At 53.8% G+C, this 22,875-nt stretch carries 27 protein-coding genes and 2 tRNA genes; 14 read left to right on the top strand and 15 right to left on the bottom strand.

Translation table 11 applies throughout. The annotated features are described in order from the left end of the window. Window positions 1–389 precede the first annotated feature (389 nt). The 6 genes from RHJ80_RS01655 (at window position 390) to RHJ80_RS01630 (ending at window position 3,959) form a co-directional block, all read left to right on the top strand. Entirely contained in the window at window positions 390–1,445 is a 1,056-nt protein-coding gene (locus RHJ80_RS01655) for a phytoene/squalene synthase family protein (RefSeq protein WP_181496817.1), read from the top strand. 93 nt (window positions 1,446–1,538) lie between these two features. After that, window positions 1,539–2,411 (top strand): 6-carboxytetrahydropterin synthase, encoded by an 873-nt coding sequence (locus tag RHJ80_RS01650; RefSeq protein ID WP_206200789.1) that lies wholly within the window; start codon window positions 1,539–1,541, stop codon window positions 2,409–2,411. Window positions 2,412–2,414: 3 nt separating this feature from the next. After that, the gene (locus tag RHJ80_RS01645) at window positions 2,415–2,825 is read left to right on the top strand and encodes an MAPEG family protein (RefSeq protein ID WP_310801336.1); all 411 of its coding nucleotides are present in this window, start codon (window positions 2,415–2,417) and stop codon (window positions 2,823–2,825) included. A 57-nt stretch (window positions 2,826–2,882) separates the two neighbouring features. Then, the gene (gene sufU, locus RHJ80_RS01640) at window positions 2,883–3,368 is read left to right on the top strand and encodes a Fe-S cluster assembly sulfur transfer protein SufU (protein WP_302678680.1); all 486 of its coding nucleotides are present in this window, start codon (window positions 2,883–2,885) and stop codon (window positions 3,366–3,368) included. Further along, complete coding sequence (locus RHJ80_RS01635; RefSeq protein WP_206200786.1) at window positions 3,368–3,856, top strand: Ycf51 family protein; 489 nt, start codon at window positions 3,368–3,370, stop codon at window positions 3,854–3,856. The genes sufU and RHJ80_RS01635 overlap by 1 nt, the downstream gene beginning before the upstream one ends. A gap of 29 nt (window positions 3,857–3,885) precedes the next feature. Then, window positions 3,886–3,959: transfer RNA gene (locus tag RHJ80_RS01630), tRNA-Val, on the top strand. A 130-nt stretch (window positions 3,960–4,089) separates the two neighbouring features. Here the strand turns inward: RHJ80_RS01630 and RHJ80_RS01625 are convergent. The 3 genes from RHJ80_RS01625 to clpS all read right to left on the bottom strand — a co-directional run bounded on the left by RHJ80_RS01625 (window position 4,090) and on the right by clpS (window position 6,325). After that, window positions 4,090–4,171, bottom strand: a tRNA-Leu gene (locus RHJ80_RS01625). A gap of 43 nt (window positions 4,172–4,214) precedes the next feature. Further along, window positions 4,215–5,930: a diflavin flavoprotein gene (locus tag RHJ80_RS01620; RefSeq protein ID WP_302678679.1), complete on the bottom strand. Its 1,716-nt coding sequence runs from the start codon at window positions 5,928–5,930 to the stop codon at window positions 4,215–4,217. A 110-nt stretch (window positions 5,931–6,040) separates the two neighbouring features. Next, on the bottom strand, window positions 6,041–6,325 hold the full coding sequence (gene clpS / locus RHJ80_RS01615) for an ATP-dependent Clp protease adapter ClpS (protein ID WP_206200784.1): 285 nt from the start codon (window positions 6,323–6,325) through the stop codon (window positions 6,041–6,043). Window positions 6,326–6,459: 134 nt separating this feature from the next. Between clpS and RHJ80_RS01610 the strand changes: the two genes are divergently transcribed. Genes RHJ80_RS01610 through RHJ80_RS01600 form a run of 3 tightly spaced genes read left to right on the top strand, consistent with a single transcriptional unit; the run spans window position 6,460 to window position 9,696 of the window. Continuing rightward, window positions 6,460–6,840 carry a DUF2237 family protein gene (locus RHJ80_RS01610; protein WP_149821117.1) on the top strand — a complete coding sequence of 127 codons (381 nt, stop codon included), beginning with the start codon at window positions 6,460–6,462 and terminating at the stop codon, window positions 6,838–6,840. Window positions 6,841–6,858: 18 nt separating this feature from the next. After that, window positions 6,859–8,922: a zinc metalloprotease HtpX gene (locus RHJ80_RS01605; protein ID WP_310801335.1), complete on the top strand. Its 2,064-nt coding sequence runs from the start codon at window positions 6,859–6,861 to the stop codon at window positions 8,920–8,922. Window positions 8,923–8,925: 3 nt separating this feature from the next. Continuing rightward, on the top strand, window positions 8,926–9,696 hold the full coding sequence (locus RHJ80_RS01600; protein ID WP_310743279.1) for a PD-(D/E)XK nuclease family protein: 771 nt from the start codon (window positions 8,926–8,928) through the stop codon (window positions 9,694–9,696). Here RHJ80_RS01600 and RHJ80_RS01595 read toward each other — a convergent pair. Further along, the gene (locus tag RHJ80_RS01595) at window positions 9,661–10,296 is read right to left on the bottom strand and encodes a ribonuclease H-like domain-containing protein (protein WP_310744730.1); all 636 of its coding nucleotides are present in this window, start codon (window positions 10,294–10,296) and stop codon (window positions 9,661–9,663) included. The two genes, RHJ80_RS01600 and RHJ80_RS01595, sit on opposite strands and share 36 nt — an antisense overlap. Window positions 10,297–10,310: 14 nt before the next feature. Further along, window positions 10,311–10,640 (bottom strand): hypothetical protein, encoded by a 330-nt coding sequence (locus RHJ80_RS01590; protein WP_310743277.1) that lies wholly within the window; start codon window positions 10,638–10,640, stop codon window positions 10,311–10,313. A gap of 142 nt (window positions 10,641–10,782) precedes the next feature. Here RHJ80_RS01590 and RHJ80_RS01585 point away from each other — a divergent pair, with 142 nt between their 5' ends. Further along, a complete protein-coding gene (locus RHJ80_RS01585; protein WP_310801334.1) occupies window positions 10,783–12,123 on the top strand; it encodes a TldD/PmbA family protein in 1,341 nt (446 codons plus the stop codon). On the opposite strand, the gene deoC is transcribed toward RHJ80_RS01585, so the two are convergent. Further along, window positions 12,124–12,777 carry a deoxyribose-phosphate aldolase gene (gene deoC / locus RHJ80_RS01580; RefSeq protein WP_310801333.1) on the bottom strand — a complete coding sequence of 218 codons (654 nt, stop codon included), beginning with the start codon at window positions 12,775–12,777 and terminating at the stop codon, window positions 12,124–12,126. A 185-nt stretch (window positions 12,778–12,962) separates the two neighbouring features. Here deoC and RHJ80_RS01575 point away from each other — a divergent pair, with 185 nt between their 5' ends. Both RHJ80_RS01575 and mutY read left to right on the top strand, forming a co-directional pair. After that, window positions 12,963–13,289 (top strand): DUF760 domain-containing protein, encoded by a 327-nt coding sequence (locus tag RHJ80_RS01575; protein ID WP_024124133.1) that lies wholly within the window; start codon window positions 12,963–12,965, stop codon window positions 13,287–13,289. A 3-nt stretch (window positions 13,290–13,292) separates the two neighbouring features. Further along, on the top strand, window positions 13,293–14,399 hold the full coding sequence (gene mutY / locus RHJ80_RS01570) for an A/G-specific adenine glycosylase (protein ID WP_310801332.1): 1,107 nt from the start codon (window positions 13,293–13,295) through the stop codon (window positions 14,397–14,399). On the opposite strand, the gene pgl is transcribed toward mutY, so the two are convergent. From pgl to RHJ80_RS01525, 9 genes are all read right to left on the bottom strand, one after another. Then, entirely contained in the window at window positions 14,396–15,121 is a 726-nt protein-coding gene (gene pgl, locus RHJ80_RS01565) for a 6-phosphogluconolactonase (RefSeq protein WP_310801331.1), read from the bottom strand. The two genes, mutY and pgl, sit on opposite strands and share 4 nt — an antisense overlap. 12 nt (window positions 15,122–15,133) lie before the next feature. Beyond that, window positions 15,134–17,083 carry a DUF3769 domain-containing protein gene (locus RHJ80_RS01560; RefSeq protein WP_310801330.1) on the bottom strand — a complete coding sequence of 650 codons (1,950 nt, stop codon included), beginning with the start codon at window positions 17,081–17,083 and terminating at the stop codon, window positions 15,134–15,136. A gap of 78 nt (window positions 17,084–17,161) precedes the next feature. Continuing rightward, on the bottom strand, window positions 17,162–17,278 hold the full coding sequence (locus RHJ80_RS01555; RefSeq protein WP_011056917.1) for a photosystem II reaction center protein I: 117 nt from the start codon (window positions 17,276–17,278) through the stop codon (window positions 17,162–17,164). 64 nt (window positions 17,279–17,342) lie between these two features. Further along, a complete protein-coding gene (locus tag RHJ80_RS01550; RefSeq protein ID WP_310801329.1) occupies window positions 17,343–17,816 on the bottom strand; it encodes a Tic20 family protein in 474 nt (157 codons plus the stop codon). Between the two features lie 12 nt (window positions 17,817–17,828). After that, window positions 17,829–18,239, bottom strand: coding sequence for a hypothetical protein (locus tag RHJ80_RS01545; RefSeq protein ID WP_310744000.1), 411 nt, complete (start codon window positions 18,237–18,239; stop codon window positions 17,829–17,831). A 46-nt stretch (window positions 18,240–18,285) separates the two neighbouring features. Further along, a complete protein-coding gene (locus RHJ80_RS01540; protein WP_225901614.1) occupies window positions 18,286–18,882 on the bottom strand; it encodes an ATP-dependent Clp protease proteolytic subunit in 597 nt (198 codons plus the stop codon). 92 nt (window positions 18,883–18,974) lie between these two features. Then, complete coding sequence (gene egtD, locus RHJ80_RS01535; protein ID WP_206200773.1) at window positions 18,975–19,946, bottom strand: L-histidine N(alpha)-methyltransferase; 972 nt, start codon at window positions 19,944–19,946, stop codon at window positions 18,975–18,977. 29 nt (window positions 19,947–19,975) lie between these two features. Beyond that, window positions 19,976–20,644: an amino acid ABC transporter permease gene (locus RHJ80_RS01530; RefSeq protein ID WP_310801328.1), complete on the bottom strand. Its 669-nt coding sequence runs from the start codon at window positions 20,642–20,644 to the stop codon at window positions 19,976–19,978. Window positions 20,645–20,814: 170 nt separating this feature from the next. After that, window positions 20,815–20,991, bottom strand: a complete 177-nt coding sequence (locus RHJ80_RS01525) for a transposase family protein (RefSeq protein ID WP_399384399.1) — start codon at window positions 20,989–20,991, stop codon at window positions 20,815–20,817. A gap of 156 nt (window positions 20,992–21,147) precedes the next feature. On the opposite strand from RHJ80_RS01525, the gene rpsD reads away from it, so the two are divergent. Both rpsD and prfA read left to right on the top strand, forming a co-directional pair. After that, window positions 21,148–21,756: a 30S ribosomal protein S4 gene (gene rpsD / locus RHJ80_RS01520; RefSeq protein WP_181495092.1), complete on the top strand. Its 609-nt coding sequence runs from the start codon at window positions 21,148–21,150 to the stop codon at window positions 21,754–21,756. A gap of 18 nt (window positions 21,757–21,774) precedes the next feature. Beyond that, on the top strand, window positions 21,775–22,869 hold the full coding sequence (prfA, locus tag RHJ80_RS01515; protein WP_149821148.1) for a peptide chain release factor 1: 1,095 nt from the start codon (window positions 21,775–21,777) through the stop codon (window positions 22,867–22,869). Window positions 22,870–22,875 lie beyond the last annotated feature (6 nt).

Here is a 22,875-nt window from a genome sequence, read left to right as displayed (position 1 = left end):
GATAGACCGATCGCGGGCAATTTAGAAACTGACCAATGGAAAGAGTGTCACACTCAAGCGTCCGCTATGGTGGACGAGAGGCATTTTCCGCCAAATCTGATACCGTTGTTAATTGTTGAAGCTATGTTATTGTTCTGGCAAATTGTGAGCTATCCACCATTCTACCTCAGGCAATCTCAGCAACTGTCACAGGCCACCTAGACAAACAAAAATGAGTATGATAGCTATAGATTTTGCTCAATCCTTGTTTGTGGAAGTCGTCCCCTGCTGGGTTGCGATCGCGAGACCCTTTTGGAGAATCGTGAATTGACTGCCCTAGAGTGTTGGCCTGAGGAACGGTCGAGGATTGACTCAACTATCGATCAATGCGTGTAGGAGTGAACCCCCATATGATTCAAATGGTGCTGGAGAACCCAGTTTCCGTCAAGGATGCTGAGCGCTTTTGCCAAGAGATACTCCCCCAAGTCTCGCGCACATTTGCCCTCAGTATTCGCTTCCTCCCCGGAAATTTGGGTCGGGCGGTTCTGGTGGCCTATCTCATCTGTCGCATTGCCGATACCGTTGAGGATGATCCGGTTGCCAGTATCCCCGCAAAAACCGCTCTATTGGATCACCTGCTGGAGTGTTTTGACAGTGCCGATCTAGCCAATAGCTATGGTGAAACCGCACGGGGGGTTCAGGGGGAGCCAGCCCATGTGCAACTGGTGAAAAATACGGGACTCGTCTTTGCCCTCTACCGTTCTTTGCCCCTCACGTCCCAACAGCACGTCCAACGCTGGGTGAGCGAAATGGTGCATGGGATGAAAAAGTTTATTAACCTCTATCCCAATGGCATTCGCATTCAAACCCTCGATGAATATAAAGAGTACTGTTATTACGTCGCGGGTACCGTTGGCTATCTCCTGACGGATTTGTGGTACGAGCATTCCCCCAGCATTGGTGCCGATGAATACCAAGTACTCCTCAAGCGCTGCGCTGCCTTTGGTGAAGCGCTGCAAACGGTGAACATTCTCAAGGATATTGCTTGGGATGCGGAGCACGAAAACTCGATCTATATCCCCAATGAATCTCTGCTGCTCCAAGGCAGTAGCCACCAGTCCATCCTCAGTGCTGAACATCTTGAGCAAAATCATGCCGCCATTAAGGAATTGATTGCCCTTGCTTGGCATGATCTCGATGAAGCTCAAGCCTACTTGCTATCCGTGCCCAAGGCGGCAATTCCGATTCGCCTCTTTTGCGTGCTGCCGCTGCTCTTTGCCTATGCCACCCTGCGGGAACTCACTCACTCGACGGCGATGCTGCAACCGGGAGGGGTAGTTAAAATTAGCCGTGCAGAGGTGAAATCCCTGATGGTCATGGGGCCTTTATCGATTCTCAGTAACCACAGTCTGCGCTGGCTGATTGGCCAAGTACGGCAAAAGCCTTTCATCCTTGGCGGACTTTAGGGAAATGTGCCAAAAAAGCCAATGGTTGGGGGAACCAGAATCCGTTAGGATAGGGGGAGATTGCTGAATTGTTGCAAATCTTCATAATTTGACATGAATTGTATTATTCACCGCCGTGCTGAGTTTGCCGCCAGTCATCGCTACTGGTTGCCAGAATGGTCTGAAGCAGAGAATTTGGCTCGGTTTGGTGCCAATAGTCGCTTTCCCGGCCACGGTCATAACTATGAGTTGTTTGTTTCAATGGGCGGCGTTGTTGATGACTTTGGCATGGTGTTGAACCTATCGGATGTCAAGCACATCATTCGCCGTGAAGTCATTGAACCCCTGAATTTTTCCTATCTCAATGAGGTGTGGCCAGAGTTTCAAGCCACATTACCCACGACTGAACATATTGCACGGGTGATTTGGGATCGACTCTCTCCCCATTTACCCCTTGTGCGCATTCAACTGTTTGAACATCCCCGCCTTTGGGCGGACTACACGGGAGACCCTATGGAAGCCTATCTTTCTGTTGGTGCTCACTTTAGTGCGGCGCATCGTCTAGCCCTTGAGGATCTCAGCTACGAAGAAAACTGCCGCATCTATGGCAAGTGTGCTCGCCCCCACGGCCATGGCCACAACTACCACGTGGAGATTACGGTCAAGGGGGCGATTCATCCGCGGACGGGCATGATTGTTGATTTGGTCAAGCTCGAGGAGGTGCTCAAGGAACAGGTGATTGAACCTTTGGATCACACGTTTTTGAATAAAGATATTCCCTATTTTGCGACGGTGGTGCCGACGGCAGAGAATATCGCCATTTACATTGCCCAGTTGCTACAGGAACCGATTCGCCAGTTGGGGGCGACGCTGCATAAGGTGAAGTTGATTGAAAGTCCCAATAACTCTTGCGAAATTCTCTGTGAGGAATTGCCCCCTCGCGATGGGGTGCTCAGTGGTGCGCTGCCAGTGTTGGAGCGAGTCTAGGTGATGTTGAGCAATATCCCTTGGCTACTAGCCGCCAGTTTACTGACAGCAACGCTGCTGATCTATTTCCCCTACATTTTTGTTGTGGTGGGGCGCTGGCAGGCGGGCTTTGATATGGCGGCTCCCCGTTCCCTCTTTGAGAAACTGCCCCCCTTTGCGCAGCGGGCGGTGTGGGCACACGAAAATAGCTTTGAAACCTTTATGCCCTTTGCGGCGGCAGTGTTGCTGACCCTTTTTGCGGGGGTGAATAATGCAACGGTGGCGATCGCCAGCCTGAGTTTTGTCGCGGCTCGCTTTTTGTACAGCATCTGCTATATTGCCAACTTTCCCCTTGGTCGCTCCCTCATGTTTGGTGTCGGCACAGCAGCCACCTTGACGCTTTTTTGGCAAAGTCTCACCGCCCTTAGCCGTTAATATAGTTTATAAAATATAAAATCCTTGAGGAAATGCACTGAGCATAGAGTATTCTAAATGTCTCTTGATCATCTCCGCACGCTCTACCAGCAAGTCATCCTAGAGCACTACAAGAAACCTCGCCACCGTGGCCGCACGCAGCCTGTGGATCGTCAGCAGCGGGGACATAACCCTTCCTGTGGCGACACCATTGATTTAACGGTTGCCCTAGGCACCAATGAGCAGGGGGAGACAATCATTCAGGATATTCAGTTTGAGGGGGAAGGCTGCGCGATCGCCATGGCCTCAGCGGATTTGATGGCCGATGCCCTGCGGGGGCAACCCGTGAGTCGTGCCCTACAAATGGTGGAGCAGTTCCAAGCGATGATGAAGGGGCAGTTTGAGTTCCCTCGAGAGTTTCGCAAGCTCAATGTCATGCAGGGGGTGGCTCAGTTCCCGGTGCGGATTAAGTGTGCGACATTGACATGGCATACCCTCCGGGCAGCGTTGCAGCAGGATCAAGCCCCTGTGAATGGTTTTGTCAGTAATGAGGAGGAAGAGTAGTGCTGACCCCCGCCGATTTTGCCACCTATAGCCGCTGGGCTGGCATTGCCACCCTTGTCATGGCTGGCTTAACCGCACTCACATTTGTTTTTCGCTGGGGTGTGCGCTTTCGCTTTGTTGGTATTACGGGGTTTCTCGGTGTTGTGACAGTGGGACTCTTTGCCCTGAGTATTGTACCGATTGTGCACTCCCCAGTGCCCGGTGCCGGCAAATACACCCTCGTCTATGACAACGGGGCAACGCAAGTTGTGATCACAGTGCCCCCGGACATTGAGAGCAGTACCCTTGAGGCAACGCTGGTACAGGCAGCGAATGATTTATTTTCCTTGGGACGGCTCGGCCGAGGGAGCGATCGCCTGACCGTGATTGCACGAACCATCGAACATCCTGAACCGGGGGTGACTGAGCCAGTCGTTTTAGGGGTGGCCACTCGTTCGTTGAGCGATCGCACCGATACAAATGTGACGGTCAAACTACTTAAAGGTTAGCCTTGTGTATGCTATATTAGGAATTCCGAGGACGCATAGCTCAGTTGGTTAGAGCACCACGTTGACATCGTGGGGGTCACTGGTTCGAGTCCAGTTGTGTCCATCCTCCTAAAATCTTCACTTCAAAGAAAAACATCCCAGTCAAGTCCCCAAAAAGATTTAGGGAAAGGTTTTTGCCAATGCTTTCTTGGCTGCGAACTGCAAACTGTGCCCTCAATTGCTAAGCTTTTGAATGCGGACGGAGGGACTTGAACCCACACACCTTGCGGTACTAGAACCTAAATCTAGCGCGTCTGCCAATTCCGCCACGTCCGCAGCAAACTTAGTTTAGCGCACTTTGGGTAGGGAGTGCCCGAGTTTAGTAATGGTTCCCCACTTTGCGATGGTGCACAGCAGTCATGCCATCGGGCTTTGAGACGCGACCATTATCCACAGTACTATAGACAATCCAATGATCGTGGGCATCCAGACGGCTGACAACGGTACATTCCATATAGGCAAGGGCATCGGCCAAAATGGGACTGCCATTACTGGCTGGATAGGTTTTCACATGGGCAAAGCGATCGGCGCCCGGTGGGAATCGCTTCAGGAAATGGCGCATCAGGGGCTGGTAGTTCCCTTCTTCAAGAACATTGAGGACAAAGGTATCCCCCACGTGTAGAAAGGACTCAATGGCCCGATCCTTGGCCACCGCAATGGAAACCCCAAGAGGTTCGGTACTGGCCTGCGCCACCCAGGAGGCCAACATGGCACTGTTAATGGCACCCTTTTGGGCGGTGATAATGTATAGCCCACCGCTCAGGCGACCCAAGGCTTTATCGAGGTCAGTATCCAAGGCTTTCATCTGCTTGACCGTGCGATCGCGCAACAGCCATTGACCCATGTCAGTACCCGCTTCTTCCGCCTCTTGGAACAGTGCCTCAGTGGGTGCTGCTGTGACCCGAATCACAGGAAATGAAGGCGTCAGTCCCGCATCCCGAAACTGGTTGAGCAGGGGATAGGCGGGTTCAGCGTCGGCCACACCACTTTCAAAGACCCCAATGGCCTGTTTGGCATGGGCAGCCGCACGAATCGTACTCAGGGCAGTTTTAGCAACGGCAGTGGTGGGCGGTGTACCGATAATGATCCCAGCAGCAATCTCGGTGAGTTCGCGAATATCTTGGGGTTCAGCGGTGAGCAGATCCATTTTTTCGACAACAACCCCAGTTTTGGCGGCTCCCCGTTCGATCGCCTCTGCCAGAGCATTGGCATAACCATAGTTAGCAGCATAGAAAATGGCCACCGTTGTTGCTGCTTTGGCCTGCTCTTGACTCCAGTTGCGGTAGGAATCTAGCCACTGCGGGAGATGATGGCGCAGCAGTGGGCCATGACCTGTGGCAACTAGTTGCACGGGGGGCAGGGGTTCCAAGCGCTTGAAGGCGGAGAGGACGGAGCGGGCATTGGGTCCCATGAGGCAGTCGTAGTAAAACTTGAAATCTGGCGCTAGCAGTTCAGGTTCTGTGTCAAAGGGATCATCATTACAGAAGTGGGCACCAAAAACATCACAGGTAAAGAGGGTCTGGGTGCCGTGATCATAGGTGAGGATGGTGTCGGGCCAGTGGAGATTGGGGGCCATCACAAACTCAAGGACATGCCCTTTCCCCAAGTCAAGGCGATCGCCATTTTTCACCTGTCGCTGACTAAAGGGCTGATGGATCAGATCCCCCAGAAACTGTAACGCCACCTTTGAGGCCACCACGGTTACATGGGGGGCTTTTGCCAATACGTCCTTGACGAGGCCACTGTGGTCAGGTTCGGTATGGCTGACGATGAGATAGTTCAAGTCACTGGGGTTCACCCGTTGCCAGAGTTGCTCGAGGTAGCGATCGCCAAACTTGGCATGGGACGTATCTACGAGGGCAATCTGTTCCCCTTTGATCAGAAAGGAATTGTAGGTGGTGCCATTTTCAAGGGCAAACTCAATATCAAAGCGATCGCGATCCCAATCTAGGCAGCGAATTGCCGTCGTATCAGCGGCGATCTCCAACACCTGCAGGGTTAAGCGCGGCGGACGCTTGGCAGTCGTGACGGCCATTGGCAGTTCCTCAACCTTATGAAACTACCTTTTATAGTGACACATGAAGAAAGGTAACAGGATTCAAAGTTTTTAATAGCGGTGATAACACTCTTTACAAAGGGCAATGCCTATGCGGGTTCGAGGGGTGCCATTGTCAGCCCCGCCCGCAAAAGTTGCTCATGGTACAGTTCCGCCTGTTCTTGGGGCCCCACCCAAACAATGGCTTGGCCTTCGTAATGAACTTGATTCGTTAATTCCCACGCGCGATCGCTGGTCATATTGGGAATATATTTCATTAAACAGTTAGCAACGTGCTGAAACGTATTGAAGTCATCGTTGAGGACAATGACTTTGTAGTTGGGGTAGTGCTTGCGAATAACCTGTTGCCGCTCTTGGGGAACAACGCTAGGCATAGGCCAAACAAAACAACAACAATACTATTTCTGAGTTTTAGTTTAGCGCATTGGCCAAGGACTGGCTGCAATAGGCCTCTTGGGCACAGGCTTATGCTATAGCTAGACTTAGGGTGAAAAACTTGGGGGCATCAATAATGACGGCAATGAATGTGTTGGGAACACCCTTGGTGTGCTGCTGTCAAAATCCACTCACAGGATTCTATCGCGATGGTTTTTGTCGGACGGGGGCAGGAGATGTCGGTGCCCATGTGGTCTGTGCGGAAATGACCGCCGAATTTCTCACCTTTACCCGTTCGCGGGGCAATGATCTTTCGACGCCAGTGCCCGCCTATCAATTTCCGGGGCTGAAACCGGGCGATCGCTGGTGTCTGTGTGCCTCCCGTTGGCGGGAAGCCCTAGAGGCTGACGTAGCTCCCCCAGTAATTCTGGAAGCAACCCATGTCAGTGCCCTTGAGTATGTCTCCCTAGAGGATTTGAAAGCCCACGCCCTTGGTGGTAACCAGCAACCGTGATCTGGGGAATACTCAAGTATGCCCGATCCAGAATCCGATTTTCGCTTAGATCCTCGCTATATTGCGGGTTTAGCGGCCTTTAATCGCGGAGATTATCAACTGGCGATCGCCGCCTTCAAAGCCGTCATTGCCAGCCACGGTCAACGCCGCGAAGGTCTCAAGGCTCATCTGCACCTGATTAAAGCCTATGCCCACACCCGCCAGTGGCAAGAGGCCATTGATCTCTGTCAACTTCTAGCGCGATCGCCCCTCCCCTCCATTCGGGCTTGGGCAGAAAAACATCTGCCAGAATTGGAACGCTACTTGGATGAGGAACCCACTTCCTCCTACCTTGAGCGTGTTTCAGCGCCGAGTTCAAGGCCGCCTATGCAACTGCGACCGGTGCCTCGCATTTATCTCTGGCTAAGTCAGGGGGCAACACTGCTGCTGATCGCGTGGCTACTCCAAAAACCGCTACAGGTTTTGATTGCAGGCCTCCTTAACTACGCCAATGATCCACTGGCACTCCTGCGGGGCTGGGAAGGGGTGATGGCGTGGTTTTTGCTGGGCTGCTTGGGGTTGGGGTTACTCAGCGCTGGCAGTTGGCTGTGGTCATGGCGATTGCGAGCTGGCTATGGTTTGCGTCCTGTGAGTCTTGGCGAACTTGAGGAGTATAGTCCCGAAACGGTGATGCTCTTGGGGCGTTTGTCGTGGTCGTGGTGGCAACCCTGTCCCCAAATAGGCTGCTTGATGACGGCAGCACCGATCATTTTTAGCTATGGACGCTGGCAGCGCCGCATTATTGTCAGCGAAGGTCTATTGCGATCGCTCTCTAGCGAGGAACTGCTGGCTTTAATGGCCGGTGAAATTGCCCAACTACGACTGGGGCTGAATACCCTAGTGACCCCTCTTGTACTGCTATTGCAACTGCCCTATGACTTGTACTGTTGGTGCAGCCGTTGGGGCGATCGCTTTGCCCCTCCCTATGGCAAGCACTGGAGACGGCGGATCATCAGGGGTACCCTCTATCTCCTCTGTGCCATGGTGGGTCAGGGGAGTTATCTTCTCTTCCGCGGACTAGAGATGCTCTGTTTCTGGAGTAATCAACTGCGGCAGTATTATAGCGATCGCCAAGGGGCAGCCTTGATCGGTAATCCCAATACCCTTGTGATGGCTTGGTTTCGCCTCATGGCAGCCACAGCAACGACGGTGTGTGCCCAAGGGGAAATCGGTGCCCCCCTAGAATCCTTGCGCCTGCTTCTACCCCTAAATCCAACCCAAGCTGCCCTGTGGGGCAATCAACCCCTCGATTGGCCAATGCTGCTCCGCTGGGATACCGCCCATCCCCTGCGGTATTGGTTTCGCTTGACCTCCTCCCATCGTCCCCTTGGACTACGCCTGCAAGCCCTGATGACCTATGCGCGGCAATGGCGACTGGAACCCCTGCTTTCCCTGCCCTCGACTTCCTCCCTTCGCTGTCAACGGGCTGGGCAACAACTGGCTCCCTTCTGGGGGGCGATCGCGGGAGTCATCACGACGATTATCCTCACGGGCGTTGGTCAATTTGCACTGCGGGCGGGGACGATCGCCTTTCCTCTGTGGTGGTTGGCGGATGGGTTAACCTTGGCACGGGGCTTCATTCCCATTGGCCTTGGGTTAGGTCTCTTTTTACGCCTGAATGCCTACTACCCGCCTCGGCCTCCCCAAACCTACACCTTGGGTCAGCTTCTTCATCGTCTTTTGCCCCTTGATAGTCCCGTTGCCGAGCTAAAGGGGCATTTACGGGCAGTGACGGGCTTGCGCAATGGTCTAGGACAGCACCTGTGGCTGGAGACGGATCAGGGCTTGTTTCCCCTGCGCTGCCATCGAGCTTGGGGGCCGATTTGGCCAATCCTTGAGCCAGCCTATCTGAAAACCTTGGCGGGGCGATCGCTGGTGGTACGCGGCTGGTTTCGACGTGGGACAGTTCCCTTTGTTGAGGTGAGTGAGTGGCACTCCCCGGATTTACAGCAAAAGCAATCTTGGGCTGCCCCCTATTGGGCGATCGCCATTGCCACGCTCTGGATTCTCTACGGCCTCATGACACTATTGGGTTGGATCTAGACGATGCAACTTTCCCAAGCCCATCTACGCACCCTGCAAACCTGTGCACGGCAATATCAGTACCGCTATCTTGACAGCTTGATGCTGCCAGAGGCCACACAATTAACGGAAACCACTGCCCAAAAGCAGGGTCGCGACTTCCACCGCCTGATGCAACAGCACTTTCAAGGACTCGATATCCGCCCAATTCTTGAGGCGCAGCCCGAATTACAACCGTGGTTTGCGGCCTTTCAAACCATGCCACCGCCCATGATTGAGGGTCAAGGGGAAGCAGAGCATGTCCGCAGTCTGGGCTGGCAGGAATTCACCCTTGTGGGCGTGTATGACTACGTGATTTTTGGCCAAGGGCAAGCGCAGATTCTCGATTGGAAAACCTATGCCCACCCACCCGCCCCAGACACCTTAGCCCGTCATTGGCAGACTCGCCTTTACTGTTATCTCCTAGCAGCCACTAGTCCCTACCCCCCCAGCCAGATTTCCATGACCTACTGGTTTGCCCAAGGAGAGAAGGGAGCAAATTTCTACGCCTTTCCCTACAGTGAGGCCATCCACGAGCAAATCCACCACACCCTAGAGCAGTGCCTTAACCAACTGCGCCAATGGCTGCCAGCCTATGAGCAGGGGCAGAATCTCCCTCAAGTTTCCGAGACCCAAGTGTCGAAATACTGCTATGAGTGCCCCTTTTGTGAACGGTGTCAGCGTGGCCAGCCAACTTCTGTTTCGACCATTGACCCGTTCCTAGCCGTGCTCAAAGACTTGGGTGTACCCCGCTAAATCCAGATCCACAATCGCGGGCAGGCAACTCAGTGCCGTTTGCACTAACTCAAAGCGTTCTTCCCGTTTCAGCATGGCTGTGAGCTGCTGCCGCAGGGGAATCAGATAGCGCACATCATTGGCCGCATACCGCAGTTGATCTTCCCGCAGGGCCATGGCATTGCCCCAGTCGGAACTTTGGGCGGATTTATCAATTTCTATGCCCAACAAATCCAAGACCAAGTCCTTGAGGCCGTGGCGGGGGGAATAGGTACGGGCAATCTTGCTGGCAATTTTGGTGCAGAAGACAGGGTGAACCCGAATCCCCAAGTGGTAGCGCAACGTGGCCAAATCAAAGCGGGCATAGTGAAAGATTTTGGTAATGCGGGGGTGCTCGAGGAGTTGCTGCAGGTGGGGAGCCTCTTTCTGGCCACGGGCAATCTTGATCACTGCTACTTGTCCCTCTGGGTCGCACACCTGCACCAAGCACAGGCGATCGCGGGGGATATTCAAGCCCATGGTTTCCGTATCCACGGCCAACTGATCCGCATTCAGAAAGTGCGCTAAGGCCGTCGCACTTAAATCGTGGTCAAAACACTCAAGGGGAAAATCCAGCTCCATGATTCGCTCGCAAACTACGTCGGGGGCAATTCTGAGGACTGCTCTTTGGCGACATCAATGCGTTCCAATTGCCAGAGAATTTGGTTGCTTTCACGGCGCACCCGCGAGATCTGCCAATTGCGCCATGTCCATTCTTCACCGCGACTGGTGACGGCACTGGCGTGCACATCCATCAATTCTGCCAATTCACCACTGGTAATCAAGTATTTACCAGCCGCCAATTCATCGGCAACCCGCAGTGTCACAATTAATTCTTCAAGGCGGGCGCGGCGCTCAGACCACTGGGGCGATTTTCCCCCCAACCATTCACCGTCACCATCGACCCCTAGGGATGGTTGCACCATGGCTTTCTTCTCGCGATCAACATTGCTCCAAAAATCTTAGCGAGAAACGATGTGATTTTTAACCCACCTAGGCGATCGCCCACCACGCCGAGGATAGGGCTAGAATAGTTTTAAGATTTGTTAATGCACTGATCCGAACACCATGACGGTAACCCTGACCCCTGCCTTAACCCTCCATGAGCGGGTAGCCACGATCGCCCGCCGCCTTGGCATTGAAAAATTTGACCTTGGTGGCTCCCATGTGGATGAGGTGAGTGTCCAAGTACAGCAGGGGGAACCCAAACAGGTGAAGGCCTCGCAGCGATCGGGGATTACCGTGCGGGTGTGGAACTCAACGGGTCGCCTAGGGGTAGCCAGCACCACCCAATTGGACGATCGCGGTTTAGAGACGGCTCTAGAAATGGCCAAAGAAGCCAGTGCTTTTGGTGTTACAGAGGACATCCCCGACTTTAGTCCCTTGGCCACCGCCCCCCTTGGTGACACAACACTTACAACGGCTGATGTGCCCCTTGCCTCGGCAAAAACCCTCCTAGATCAACTGATTGCCGCCGAACGGGAGCTGTTGGGGCGACATCCAGCGATCGCTAGCGTTCCCTACAATGGTCTCAGCCAGCGACGGTTAGAACGGGTTTATCTCAACAGCGAGGGTGCCAATCGCCAGCAAACCACCACCACAACCACGCTCTATCTCTACAGCAAAACCGATGAGGCGGGTCGCAAACCCCGCAGTGCGGGTGCCATTCGCATCAGTCCCGATCTTGAGCACTTAGACATTGCGGGCTGCATTGATGAAGTGGCCGACAAAACCATTCGCCACTTGGCCTATGAACCCATTGTTTCGGGTCAGTACCCCGTTCTTTTTTCACCCGCCGCCTTCCTCAGCCTGCTCAATGCCTTTAGCAATCTCTTTAATGCCCAAAACATTTTGGATCGTCAAAGCCTTTCGACGCCGGAGTCCCTCCATCAGGCGATCGCCAGCTCCCTTTTGAGCGTGTACGACGACGCCCGCCATCCCCAGAATGTGGGTCAGCCCCTCTTTGATGGCGAAGGTACCCCCACCCGCCGCACCCCTCTGATTGAGCAGGGCATTCTCACGGGTCTCTACCACAGTGCCGGTACGGCGCGTCGCTTTCAAACCCAACCCACGGGGCATGCCAACTTAGGGGCAAAGGTGACAGTGAGTGGTCACTTCTACGATGTCCCAGCGGGTGAAGGGGGCGATCGCGCCGATGGTCTTGTCTGGATTGACGAACTCCATGCCCTCCACGCGGGCGTGAAAGCCCTTCAAGGCTCATTTTCCCTCCCCTTTGACGGTTGGCTGTTGCGCAACGGCGAAGCCATCAGCATTGAAGCGGCCACCGTGGCCGGCGATATTCGCAGCCTGCTGAAAGGTATTCTCCATCTGGGCACTGAAGTTGAAGTCACCCCCTATGGTTGTTGTCCGCCAGTGTGGGTGAGTCCCCTTGCGATTACCGGTGAATAGCTAGACCTGCATCAAGTCGAGGCTGCGGGATGTACCTAAGCGAGTGGCACCCGCATTAATCAGTTCAAGGGCTTGCTCCCGCGTACGAATGCCGCCAGAGGCCTTAATGCCCACGCGATCGCGACTCAGGCGCTTGAGCAGACGCACATCTGCAACCGTGGCACCCCCGCGCCAGCCCGTACTGGTTTTCAGGAAAGCCACCCCCGCATCCAAGCAAATATCCACGGCCAGTTGTTTTTCTTCCTCTGTCAGCACCGTGGTTTCCAAAATTGCCTTGACGGTCACCCCCGTTTCCGCGCAGATTTGGGCAATATCGCGATAGACGGCCTCGGTGTTGCCCTCCTTGAGCCAACCCAAGTTGAGCACCACATCCAACTCTGTCGCACCACTGTCAACCGCCTCCTGCGCCTCATAGAGTTTCGTGGCACTGGTGTGGGCACCACTGGGAAAGCCAATGACGGTACACACTTTCACGGGTGTGCGATGGAGCAACTGAACTGCCGTCTTCACCCAGACGGGCATGACACAGACGGCGGTAAATTTCCATTGTTCTGCTTCAGCACAGCATCGTTCAATCTCTGCTGTGGTTGCCAAGGGGTCAAGCTGGGTATGATCAATGTAGGGCGCAAGGTCAAACAAATCACGTTCCGTCATAGGAATTCACCCAGAACAACCCTATTTTTATTAACTAAATAATAATAAAAACGGGGACGGAAAATGAGACCTTGGGAGATCGGTTCTCCCACCCCCCACCTAAAATTCACCCTTGCTAGATTAAAGCTAGGCTATCACAGGCACGCTGACCTGTTGGCCAGACTACCTTTTTGGGAGGACACTCTATGGAGCCAACCATGAACCCTCGCAATCTTCAAGAAAGTGCTGATTCCCTCTGGAACTATCTGCAAAGTTTGGATGCAGAAGTGGTGGCTCGCCTGTCCCGTCCCGCGTCGCCAGAAATGGCCATTGTGATGGAACGCCACATTGGTAACCTGCTGGGCTACTTGCCACCGGAGGGGTTTGAGGTTTCCATTACCACGAATCGGGAGCACCTTGGGCGTCTCTTGGCTTCGGCAATGATGAGTGGTTACTTCTTGCGCGGTGCCGAGCAACGTCTTGAATTCGAGCGATCGCTCCAAGCGGCTGCCCAAGCGGAAGACAGCAAATAACCCATGCCAACGGTACAGGACAGTGGGGGCGGGTACACACTACCTGCCCTTCGTTTTGCACTTTTACAGTGGTATCAGCAGCAGGGGCGGGATTTACCTTGGCGGCACACGCGCGATCCCTATGCCATCTGGGTCTCAGAGATTATGCTCCAGCAAACCCAAGTGGCCACGGTGATTCCCTACTATCAACGTTGGCTAGCCACCTTTCCCGCGATCGCCGACTTAGCGATTGCCGATTTGGAAACCGTCTTGAAACTGTGGCAGGGATTGGGCTACTATGCACGGGCACGCCATTTACACCGCGCGGCTCAACAGATCATGGCCGATCATGGGGGGCAATTTCCCTGCACCTACGAGGCCGTGGTGGCATTACCGGGAATTGGTCGCAGTACCGCAGGTGCGATCCTCAGTGCTGCCTTTAATCAGCCCCAGCCGATTCTCGATGGCAATGTCAAACGGGTGCTTGCCCGTCTCTATGGACTCACGATCCCCCCCAAGCAAGCGGAAGCCCAACTGTGGCAGTGGTCGGCGCAACTGCTGTGTCCCCAAGCCCCCCGCGATTTTAATCAAGCCCTGATGGATCTGGGGGCAACGATCTGTACACCCCGCCAACCCCTGTGTCATGCTTGTCCTTGGCAACACCATTGCGTGGCTTACCAACAGCAGTTAACCCATGAGATTCCTCGCAAAATGAGCCGTTCCCCCTTACCCCATAAAAAGATTGGTGTCGCGGTGATTTGGAATGCGGCAGGTCAGATTCTCATTGATCGGCGGCCACCAACAGGTCTATTGGGGGGACTATGGGAGTTTCCGGGGGGCAAAATTGAACCCAATGAGACGGTTCAGGAGTGTATTCAGCGGGAAATTCGTGAGGAATTGGGCATTGAGATTAGTGTTGGTGAGCATTTGATTGACATTGATCATGCCTACACCCATTTTCGGGTGACGCTCCATGTCTATTACTGCCAGTATCTTTCAGGAAGTCCTCAGCCCTTGGGGTGCGATGCCATCCGTTGGGTGACCCCTAAGGAATTGGAGCAGTTTCCCTTTCCGAAAGCCAATACTGCAATTATTCAGGCCATTCACGAACGGGGCAGACCCACAGCCTAGGCGTTTGCAACAACACCCTCAGCCGCCGCCGCATCCAAAAACCAAAGGGCATTGCCAGTAATCAGCCGTGCCGGATAGAGATGGGGATCAGTCGTCCCAGAGAAAATATGACGTAGGGCAGTTTGTTTATTGGCACCCGTCACAAGAAAGAGAATTTGACGGGCATGGTTAATCAGGGGCACCGTGAAGGTGAGGCGGGGCTGGCCATCCTTGTTGCCCACGGTAATCAGGCGATCGCCCACTGTCAGGGCTGCTGTGTGGGGAAACAGGGAGGCCGTATGGCCATCGGGTCCCATACCGAGCAAAATCAGATCAAAGCTGGGAACTTCTCCTTCACGGATGCCAAAGGTTTGGCGCAGGATTTGCTCATAGCGATCGGCAGCGGTCTGCGGATCCGCATCCGCCGTTGGCATTGGGTGAATCTGATTTTTGGGAATCGGTACATGATTGAGCCACGCCTGAAAGGCCATCCCCGCATTGCTGTCGGCATGATCGAGGGGGACATAGCGTTCATCACCCCAGAAAATGTGCCACCGTGACCAAGGAGTATCCGCAGAGATAAGGCTTTCATACAACGGTTTAGGCGTGTTGCCGCCGGCAAGGGCAAGCGTAAATTGCCCCCGTTGGGCGATCGCCCCAGTGGCCTGCTCAAGAACAAACTGCTTTGCCGCCGCCGTCAGGGCAGCCAAATCTGGAAAAACACGTACATTGGGTGTTGGCATAGAAGCATCATCCTAATTGGAGCGAATCACACCATCGGTCGCCGTACCCAGTCCGGGACTGGAAAAGGGATCAGCATTGCCGCGCCAGTTAAACCCATTAATGCGCAAAAGAATCGTCGCCAACTGGCGATCGAGGTTATAGCGAAACACCACCCCATAGGTGCGACGGCTATATTCCACAATAATGTTTGTATCAAAAACTCTCCCTGTGTCCATATTAATTTGCATTTGGGCACCCGCTCGCAGCGGACCGTAAATCTGCTGCAACAATCCCACGTTGAGCACACTAAAGTCAGTAATCCGATCAAAGAGAAAGGGCGAGGATGGCTCACTCAATGTCTGTGTAAATCCCACATCAAAACTGGTGTAGTCAAACCAATGACGAGAAAAATGACCCACTTGACCCCGAAACCCTGCCCCTGCAACTAACGCGGGTTGGGTACTGCCATTGGTATAGTAGTTCGCTACACCGCCTACCTGACTATAGAACTGCAAGAAGGGTTGTACAGGACGGGGGCTATAGCGCAGGCCTTGGGTTCGCGTCGGCGGTAAGGGAGTGCCCCGCCAAATGGGCATCACCCAGTTAAGACTTGCGGCAGCTTGAAGACGACCTAGGCTTGGCTTAGGGGGTAGGGAGGGATCATCACTGGCTGCCGTGACGTATTGACCTCCCAGAAGATAACTGAGTGCTAGGCCCTGAGTTAAGGGAATACCTGTACCACTGAACGTGCCGCCAAAGCTACTGGTAATTTCCTGCTCCCCAAGGGAACGATTAAAAACCCGTTGGCGATAAAGGGCAGAAACAGTTAGGAGATTGCGGGCATCAAAATTGTGGAACAAGTCTACCCCTGCGCGTGACGTACTCGGCCAGTCGTTAGGGTTGAGCGTATTCAAGAAGCCGTAACCGCGCACACGAGTCTGCGGCGTGAACCGATGGCCTAGCTCGATCGCCGCCCCGTAGCTTTTAGCATCAAAAACATCAAAGTCATTGTTGATGATCCGTTCTAAATAGATGGATGGCAGGAAGGTGATTTGGGTATTGGGGGTATTGATTGCTCTGTACCGATAGGCGAGAAATACGCCGCCGCGATCTTGTTCATCATAGCCAAACTCAAAGGGCAACACTTCATAGGGACGACCTACAACAAACCGCCGCAGCACAATGGGTAAGGCCACCCGCTGATCAAAGACCACACGACCCCGTCGTACCTTGAGCAGGGTTTCATCGGCACTGAGGGGTTCGGCGGTGGCTTCCTGAGCCCGTGCTTCCAGCTCTGGCGGACTAAAGGGGTCATTGGTAATCCGCAGATTGGCAGCAAACCAGCGGCGACCATCAAACTCTAGGCGATCGGCCTCAAAGCGCAACCGATCAAAGGTTTCTGTCACTTCGGCTTGGGGAGCTGTGCCCTGTTCGTCAAGACCGGGAAGAGGGCTAAGGGGTGGGGGGCTAGGAGAGCGAGTCAGGCTCAGGTCTTGATCCACCCTAGCGGTATTGACGACGCCGCGAGCATTGGTGAGAGAGCCTTGATCGAGTCTGAGGTTATATTCCAAGCGATCGCCCTGCAGGACTTGATCGCCGCGCGTAATCGTCACATTGCCTTCCGCCACCAGAATTTGGGCGTCAATATCGGTTTGAATGCGATCAGCGGTGAGTTCAGCTTCCTTAAATCGGAGGAAAACATTGCCAATGGCATTAAATAATCGCCGCATCAGATCAAACTCTTGGCGATCGGCCGTCACCTCCAAGGGTTGATCACGGACAACGGGCGTTTCAGCATTGGCCTCCCCAAGACGGAGGGGGGCTGTAAAATCCGGTGTTGGCCTAGGGCTGATCGGCGTTGTACTGCTGAGATCAGGAGCTACCGTTGTTCCAAGTAGCTCCGCTTGTGGTGCGCCGCTGACCTCAGTCATTTCTGCGGGTTGTGCAGGGGGGGGCAGACTAGCAAAAAGGGGTAAAAACAACAACGGCCAAACTTCCTCACGACCACTGCCTAGTTACGTCTAGTTACGTTACCCGATGCCCACCCCCTTTGGCGAGGATTACTCGAGATCCTTACGCTTGGGGTTACGAGCTGGGTCACCCGAAAGGAACCCGAAAACAAAGAGCAGGACAAAGAAGGTCACAACGATATAAACGGTAATTTTGAGTGTTTCCATGATGTTGTCGTTTTTCGTAGCGTCACCTTCTGATCATACGGGATGAGGGACTCCCTCGCATCCCCTAAAACACTTGGCTTTTTGTGGCATCCGACAGCGTGGGAATTTCGGCATAGATGCCGCGTACAGACTGCACCACCGCATAGACGACGCCAATCACCGTGGCAATAAAGACAAAGTTGAAGAGCACTTTAATCAGCAGGTCAAAACTAGCAACGCGGATCAGCAGTTGTACCAGTAGTTGGACAATAAACAGCACAATCCCCATCAACAGTGCCTGCATCGTGTTATAGCGAATAAAAAGGCTGATACGACTGTTGCGCACCACCAGCAGGTACAACAGCATAAAAACGATTAGGCCAGCAAAGGGAATGGAGTAGATCAAGGCTACCGGTAAAACCACTAACACCAGTGCTTGCAGTGGTGGAAACAAATCAAACAAAAAGCCACCAAAGGGCATGACGTAGAAGAGCGGCAGCAGATACGCTAAGCTGGCAAGGATACGATCTAACGCAGTGGTCGTGGCACGCCAAGTCATGGGTTGCTCCTTTTAGGGGTTGGAGGGGGATTGACTCATGGCCTTCAGCAGTAGATCCGCCGAAATCATGTTGCATTCCACAACTTTACTGACCAGCGGTGGCCCCACTCGCGAGACAATGATCCCTTGCAGCTCCGGATTATTTCTGACTGACAGGATAGCAGCACCGATGATGGAACCGGAATCGGGAGCTGGGTTAGTACCATTGGTGGGTAGCATTTTGAGCAACTGGGCGATATCTGTACAACTTGCCCGTGACACATATTTTGCCAAGGAATCACTCAGCTGCTCAACCATGGTCTTCATCATTTCCGGAGGCAGCGGGCTGGCGCCTTGGGCACGCACTGGTTGACCTACTCCTAGGACAAGGATGCCACCTATCACAAGGGGAATGCCGATAGCCGACTTGAGCAATTGCAACATGTTCAACCTCATGTTCATTTGAACTCTCAGCCAATGTGCCAGCAAACTAGCTGTGACGCTCCTCAATCACCCGATCAATCAAGCCGTAGTTTTTTGCCTCTTCGGCGGACATGAAGAAGTCACGATCCATATCCCGCTCAATTTTTTCGAGGGGCTGGCCGGTATGGTGGGCGTATAGCTCATTGAGTTGTCGCCGTACCCGTAAAATTTCGCGAGCTTCGATCTCAATATCCGTTGCTTGGCCACGGGTACCACCAGAGGGCTGGTGAATCATGATGCGGGAGTGGGGTAATGCCAACCGTTTGCCTTTGGTACCGGCTGCAAGGAGGAAAGACCCCATCGAGGCAGCCAGACCCACACAAATGGTGACGACATCGGATTTAATATGTTGCATCGTGTCATAGATTGCCATGCCAGCGGTGACGGAGCCACCGGGGGAGTTGATGTAGAGCATGATGTCTTTGCCCGGATCTTCGGAGTCAAGGTAGAGCATCACTGCCACAATTTGGTTGGCAATCTCATCATCGACTTCTTTACCAAGGAAAATAATCCGCTCGCGATAGAGACGGTTGTAGATGTCAATCCACTGGGTGTAGGGTTCACCGGGCATCCGGTAGGGGACTTTGGGTACTCCGATGGGCATAGAATCCTTCCACGCTGAGCTATCAACGCCGCAACCTGAGCCATGAAGGCGGCTTTTCTCCCTGATTCTAACCTATTCCAAAGGCCTTCGCTCTAAACCTGGCAGAGGCAGAGGGCAAACCACTGCTGAGGGTCGGTAAAGGCCTTGATCCATCGAAATCCAGCAGCCGTTAATGCCGCCTTGAGGGCAGCAAGATCAAACTTGCGGGAAATTTCGGTGAGAATCGGTTCACCCACAGTAAAAGTGCACTGAAAATCAAGGGCAGCCAAGGTAACGGTTTGCCGCTGCTGTGAATCGAGATACATTTCAATTTGCTGGGCAATCGGGTTATAGATGGCGCGATGGGCAAAGGCTGCGGGCTGAAAATTTCCTTGAAAGCGCCAGTTGAGGTGATGGAGGAGATTGCGGTTAAAGGCAGCCGTCACCCCTTGGGCATCGTTGTAAGCAGGGAGCAAAATACTCGTGTCTTTGATCAGATCCACGCCCAGCAGGAAATAGTCCCCGTCCCTAAGAACCCGATGAATCTGTTGAAAAAGGGTCTGGCATTCGCTGGGGGAGAGGTTGCCAATGGTGCTACCGAGAAAGCAGAGCAAGCGCCGAGGTGCCAAGGGGGGCGGTAGGTGCTCTAAGCCCACTTGATAGGTACCGACAAGACCATGAATACTGAGCTGCGGATAGTCGGCAAGAAGAGCCATGGCACTGGTTTTGAGGATCGAGCCACTGACATCAATGGGACGATAATAAAGCCGAGGTTGTATGTGGGCATAGGCCGATAGGAGAAGGCGAATCTTGCGATCGCTGCCACTGCCAAGTTCCACGAGTTCACAGGCGCCCGTGAGTTGGGCGATCGCCCCGGCGGCGGTCTCTAAAATGCCCAATTCTGTACGGGTGGGGTAGTATTCCGGCAGCTCACAGATTTGCTCAAAGAGGCGTGATCCCGCAGCATCGTAGAAGTAGTAGGAGGGAAGAGACTTGGGTTGCTGAGTCAGACCTCGGATAACATCTTGGCCGTCCCGTTCTGTGGCGAGACTGGGTAAGTGGGTCAGGTGCAGGCGATCGCTCACAGGGAAAGCGGCTCCAGAATGTGCAGACCTTAAGATATTTTAGCCTTTAGCCGCTGCTCCAAACGCCGTCCCCACCACGCGATCGGCAAACTCATTAGCAGGTAGAGAATTAAGGCCAGCGCATACAGAGGAAATGGCTGGCTACTGTTGCGAATCACCCACACCCGCATCACTGAGGTTAAGTCCACGCCGGCAATCACACTGACAATGGCCGAATCCTTGAGCATGTAGATAAAGTCATTGACTAGGGGTGGGATCACAATTTGAATGGCTTGGGGCAAAATGATGCGCACAAATCCCTGTTGTTGACTCATGCCTAGGGAGAGAGCCGCTTCCCGTTGCCCCACATCCACCGCTTGCAGGCCCGCACGAAAGACCTCTGCTTCATAGGCGCCATAGTTGAGCGTCAGGGCTGTCACCCCCGCTGTCCACGCATTTACCCAAGTCGCAAGATTCATCTGGGCTAATACTGCACCGACGCCGTAGTAAAGCAAGAGCAGTTGGGTGATCATGGGGGTATTGCGCATTAGCTCAATAAAGCCAAGTGCTGGCCAGCGCAGAAACAGAAAGGGGGAGGTGCTCATGGCCGCGAGGACAATGCCTAGCAACACCGCTAGCGGAAAGGAAATACCACAGTAAATGAGTGTATTTAGTGCTCCCCGCAAAAAGGCCGGCAGGGCAGCTTGAATCAGTTCCATCGAAGAGATTGGGTTACACCTGTTGCTCTAACTTAATGAGGGGTTCAGGGAGCTATCAGTACCGCGCTCTACCTAAAAGGTGAGCTACATGGACTCCCCGCACTTATCGATTCGCCACCGCGACGCGGAAGCTAGCTACGATGGGGACGGGATTAAGTCTTTATCGTACACTACAGTCCAGTCATGTAGTCCTCAATCTCCACCCACACCTCTGCACCACAGAGGACGGCACAGATGGTCAGACCAATGATGTCAAGGAGTTGATGCTCTAGCAAGTGTTCTGCGCGGGGGTCTTCTAGGGTTTTGACGTGGTCGAGCAGACGGGCAGAGGGTTGGCATGGTGGCATTCCCACAAACGATTGGCTTACTTTGTCCTAGGGTTGCGATCGCGCCCATCCCCTTGATATACTAGGCAAGCTGATTAAGTTGCCCTCGGCAGATCAGTGTATTTTTTGCACATTTTTGGTTGGACACCATCATCACTGTAGGTTGGGTATAGTTGCATGGCTCGATATCGTGGCCCTCGTTTGAGAATTGTCCGTCGTCTGGGTGAACTGGCTGGTCTCACCCGCAAAGCCCCCAAGCGGAGCTATCCCCCCGGTCAACATGGCCAAGCCCGCAAAAAGCGTTCGGAATATGCCCTGCGCCTTGACGAAAAGCAAAAACTGCGCTTCAACTACGGGGTCTCGGAGCGGCAACTTGTACGCTATGTGCGCAAAGCCCGTCGGGTCAGTGGTTCCACGGGGCAAACCCTTCTACAGTTGTTGGAAATGCGGCTGGATAACACTGTTTTCCGCCTTGGGATGGCACCAACGATTCCAGCAGCCCGCCAACTGGTGAATCATGGCCATATTCTGGTCAATGGCCGTAGTGTGTCTATTCCCAGCTATCAGTGCCGTCCGGGGGACGTGATTACCGTCCGCGATAATGAGCGATCGCGCCGCTTGGTGGAAACCAACCTTCAAAATCCCGGTCTTGCCAATCTTCCCAGCCACTTGGAACTGGATAAAAGCACCCTCACCGGCAGAGTCACTGGTATTGTCGAACGGCAATGGGTTGCTCTCCAAGTCAATGAACTCCTCGTGGTTGAGTACTACTCCCGCAAAGTCTAGAGTATCGCCGCCCTTCCTATGGCAGAAGCCTATCTTCTGGAAAAACTCCGCACTGTCGAGCAAACCTTTACAGAACTTACCCGTCGCTTGGCGGATCCCGATGTGGCGGTCAACCCAACCGAATTTCAGAAGGTGGCTCGCTCCCGTGCTGCCCTAGAGGAGACGGTGAACGCCTATCACGAATGGCAGTCCCTCAATCAGCAACTGGTGGATGCCCGCCAACTGCTTAAAGAAGCAGTCAATGAACCCGAGCTACGCCAGATGGCTGAAGAAGAAGTCGCGGATCTCAGCCGCCGCATTGCTGAACTGGAGGAACGCCTAAAAATTCTGCTGCTGCCCCGTGACCCCAATGATGATAAAAACATCATGCTCGAAATTCGAGCGGGTGCTGGGGGCGATGAAGCGGGAATTTGGGCAGGGGATTTAGTGCGAATGTACTCCCGCTACGCCAAAAGCCAAGGCTGGCAGGTGAGCTTAGTCAGTGAATCCCTTGCAGAAATGGGGGGCTTCAAGGAAGCCATCCTCGAAATCAAGGGCGATCGCGTCTATAGCAAGCTGAAGTTTGAATCCGGTGTCCATCGCGTGCAGCGGGTGCCTGTCACCGAAGCGGGGGGGCGAGTTCACACCTCTACGGCCACCGTGGCGGTAATGCCCGAAGTGGATGAAGTGGAAGTAGAAATTGATCCCAAGGATATTGAACTCACCACAGCGCGATCCGGAGGTGCCGGTGGCCAAAACGTCAACAAAGTAGAAACAGCCGTTGACCTCTTCCATAAGCCGACGGGTATTCGCATCTTCTGCACCGAAGAGCGTAGCCAACTGAAAAACAAGGAGCGCGCGTTCCAAATCCTACGGGCAAAACTCTACGAAATGAAGCTGCGGGAACAGCAGGAAGCCATTACCTCAATGCGTCGCTCCCAAGTGGGTACGGGCGATCGCTCCGAAAAAATTCGCACCTACAACTACAAAGACGATCGCGTCACCGACCACCGCTTGGGACAGAACTTTAGCCTCAGCAGTGTCCTAGAAGGGGATCTAGAACCCATTATTCAAGCCTGCATCAGCCGTGATCAGCAGGAACAACTGGCACAACTGGCTGCCGAACAAGCCTAGGAGGAT

Origin of the sequence: Thermosynechococcus sp. QS41 (assembly GCF_031583515.1) — a bacterium.
Taxonomy (GTDB): domain Bacteria; phylum Cyanobacteriota; class Cyanobacteriia; order Thermosynechococcales; family Thermosynechococcaceae; genus Thermosynechococcus.
Note: the sequence above shows the minus strand (reverse complement) of the source record. Positions and strands in the feature narration are given on the sequence as shown.

Excerpts from the sequence above, each read along its gene's own strand:
- RHJ80_RS01655 (WP_181496817.1), top strand. The coding sequence starts at position 390 with ATGATTCAAATGGTGCTGGAGAACCCAGTTTCCGTCAAGGATGCTGAG.
- RHJ80_RS01650 (WP_206200789.1), top strand. The coding sequence starts at position 1,539 with ATGAATTGTATTATTCACCGCCGTGCTGAGTTTGCCGCCAGTCATCGC.
- RHJ80_RS01645 (WP_310801336.1), top strand. The coding sequence starts at position 2,415 with ATGTTGAGCAATATCCCTTGGCTACTAGCCGCCAGTTTACTGACAGCA.
- sufU (WP_302678680.1), top strand. The coding sequence starts at position 2,883 with ATGTCTCTTGATCATCTCCGCACGCTCTACCAGCAAGTCATCCTAGAG.
- RHJ80_RS01620 (WP_302678679.1), bottom strand. The coding sequence starts at position 5,930 with ATGGCCGTCACGACTGCCAAGCGTCCGCCGCGCTTAACCCTGCAGGTG.
- clpS (WP_206200784.1), bottom strand. The coding sequence starts at position 6,325 with ATGCCTAGCGTTGTTCCCCAAGAGCGGCAACAGGTTATTCGCAAGCAC.
- RHJ80_RS01605 (WP_310801335.1), top strand. The coding sequence starts at position 6,859 with ATGCCCGATCCAGAATCCGATTTTCGCTTAGATCCTCGCTATATTGCG.
- RHJ80_RS01600 (WP_310743279.1), top strand. The coding sequence starts at position 8,926 with ATGCAACTTTCCCAAGCCCATCTACGCACCCTGCAAACCTGTGCACGG.
- RHJ80_RS01595 (WP_310744730.1), bottom strand. The coding sequence starts at position 10,296 with ATGGAGCTGGATTTTCCCCTTGAGTGTTTTGACCACGATTTAAGTGCG.
- RHJ80_RS01590 (WP_310743277.1), bottom strand. The coding sequence starts at position 10,640 with ATGGTGCAACCATCCCTAGGGGTCGATGGTGACGGTGAATGGTTGGGG.
- RHJ80_RS01585 (WP_310801334.1), top strand. The coding sequence starts at position 10,783 with ATGACGGTAACCCTGACCCCTGCCTTAACCCTCCATGAGCGGGTAGCC.
- deoC (WP_310801333.1), bottom strand. The coding sequence starts at position 12,777 with ATGACGGAACGTGATTTGTTTGACCTTGCGCCCTACATTGATCATACC.
- RHJ80_RS01575 (WP_024124133.1), top strand. The coding sequence starts at position 12,963 with ATGGAGCCAACCATGAACCCTCGCAATCTTCAAGAAAGTGCTGATTCC.
- mutY (WP_310801332.1), top strand. The coding sequence starts at position 13,293 with ATGCCAACGGTACAGGACAGTGGGGGCGGGTACACACTACCTGCCCTT.
- pgl (WP_310801331.1), bottom strand. The coding sequence starts at position 15,121 with ATGCCAACACCCAATGTACGTGTTTTTCCAGATTTGGCTGCCCTGACG.
- RHJ80_RS01555 (WP_011056917.1), bottom strand. The coding sequence starts at position 17,278 with ATGGAAACACTCAAAATTACCGTTTATATCGTTGTGACCTTCTTTGTC.
- RHJ80_RS01550 (WP_310801329.1), bottom strand. The coding sequence starts at position 17,816 with ATGACTTGGCGTGCCACGACCACTGCGTTAGATCGTATCCTTGCCAGC.
- RHJ80_RS01545 (WP_310744000.1), bottom strand. The coding sequence starts at position 18,239 with ATGTTGCAATTGCTCAAGTCGGCTATCGGCATTCCCCTTGTGATAGGT.
- RHJ80_RS01540 (WP_225901614.1), bottom strand. The coding sequence starts at position 18,882 with ATGCCCATCGGAGTACCCAAAGTCCCCTACCGGATGCCCGGTGAACCC.
- RHJ80_RS01530 (WP_310801328.1), bottom strand. The coding sequence starts at position 20,644 with ATGGAACTGATTCAAGCTGCCCTGCCGGCCTTTTTGCGGGGAGCACTA.
- RHJ80_RS01525 (WP_399384399.1), bottom strand. The coding sequence starts at position 20,991 with ATGCCACCATGCCAACCCTCTGCCCGTCTGCTCGACCACGTCAAAACC.
- rpsD (WP_181495092.1), top strand. The coding sequence starts at position 21,148 with ATGGCTCGATATCGTGGCCCTCGTTTGAGAATTGTCCGTCGTCTGGGT.
- prfA (WP_149821148.1), top strand. The coding sequence starts at position 21,775 with ATGGCAGAAGCCTATCTTCTGGAAAAACTCCGCACTGTCGAGCAAACC.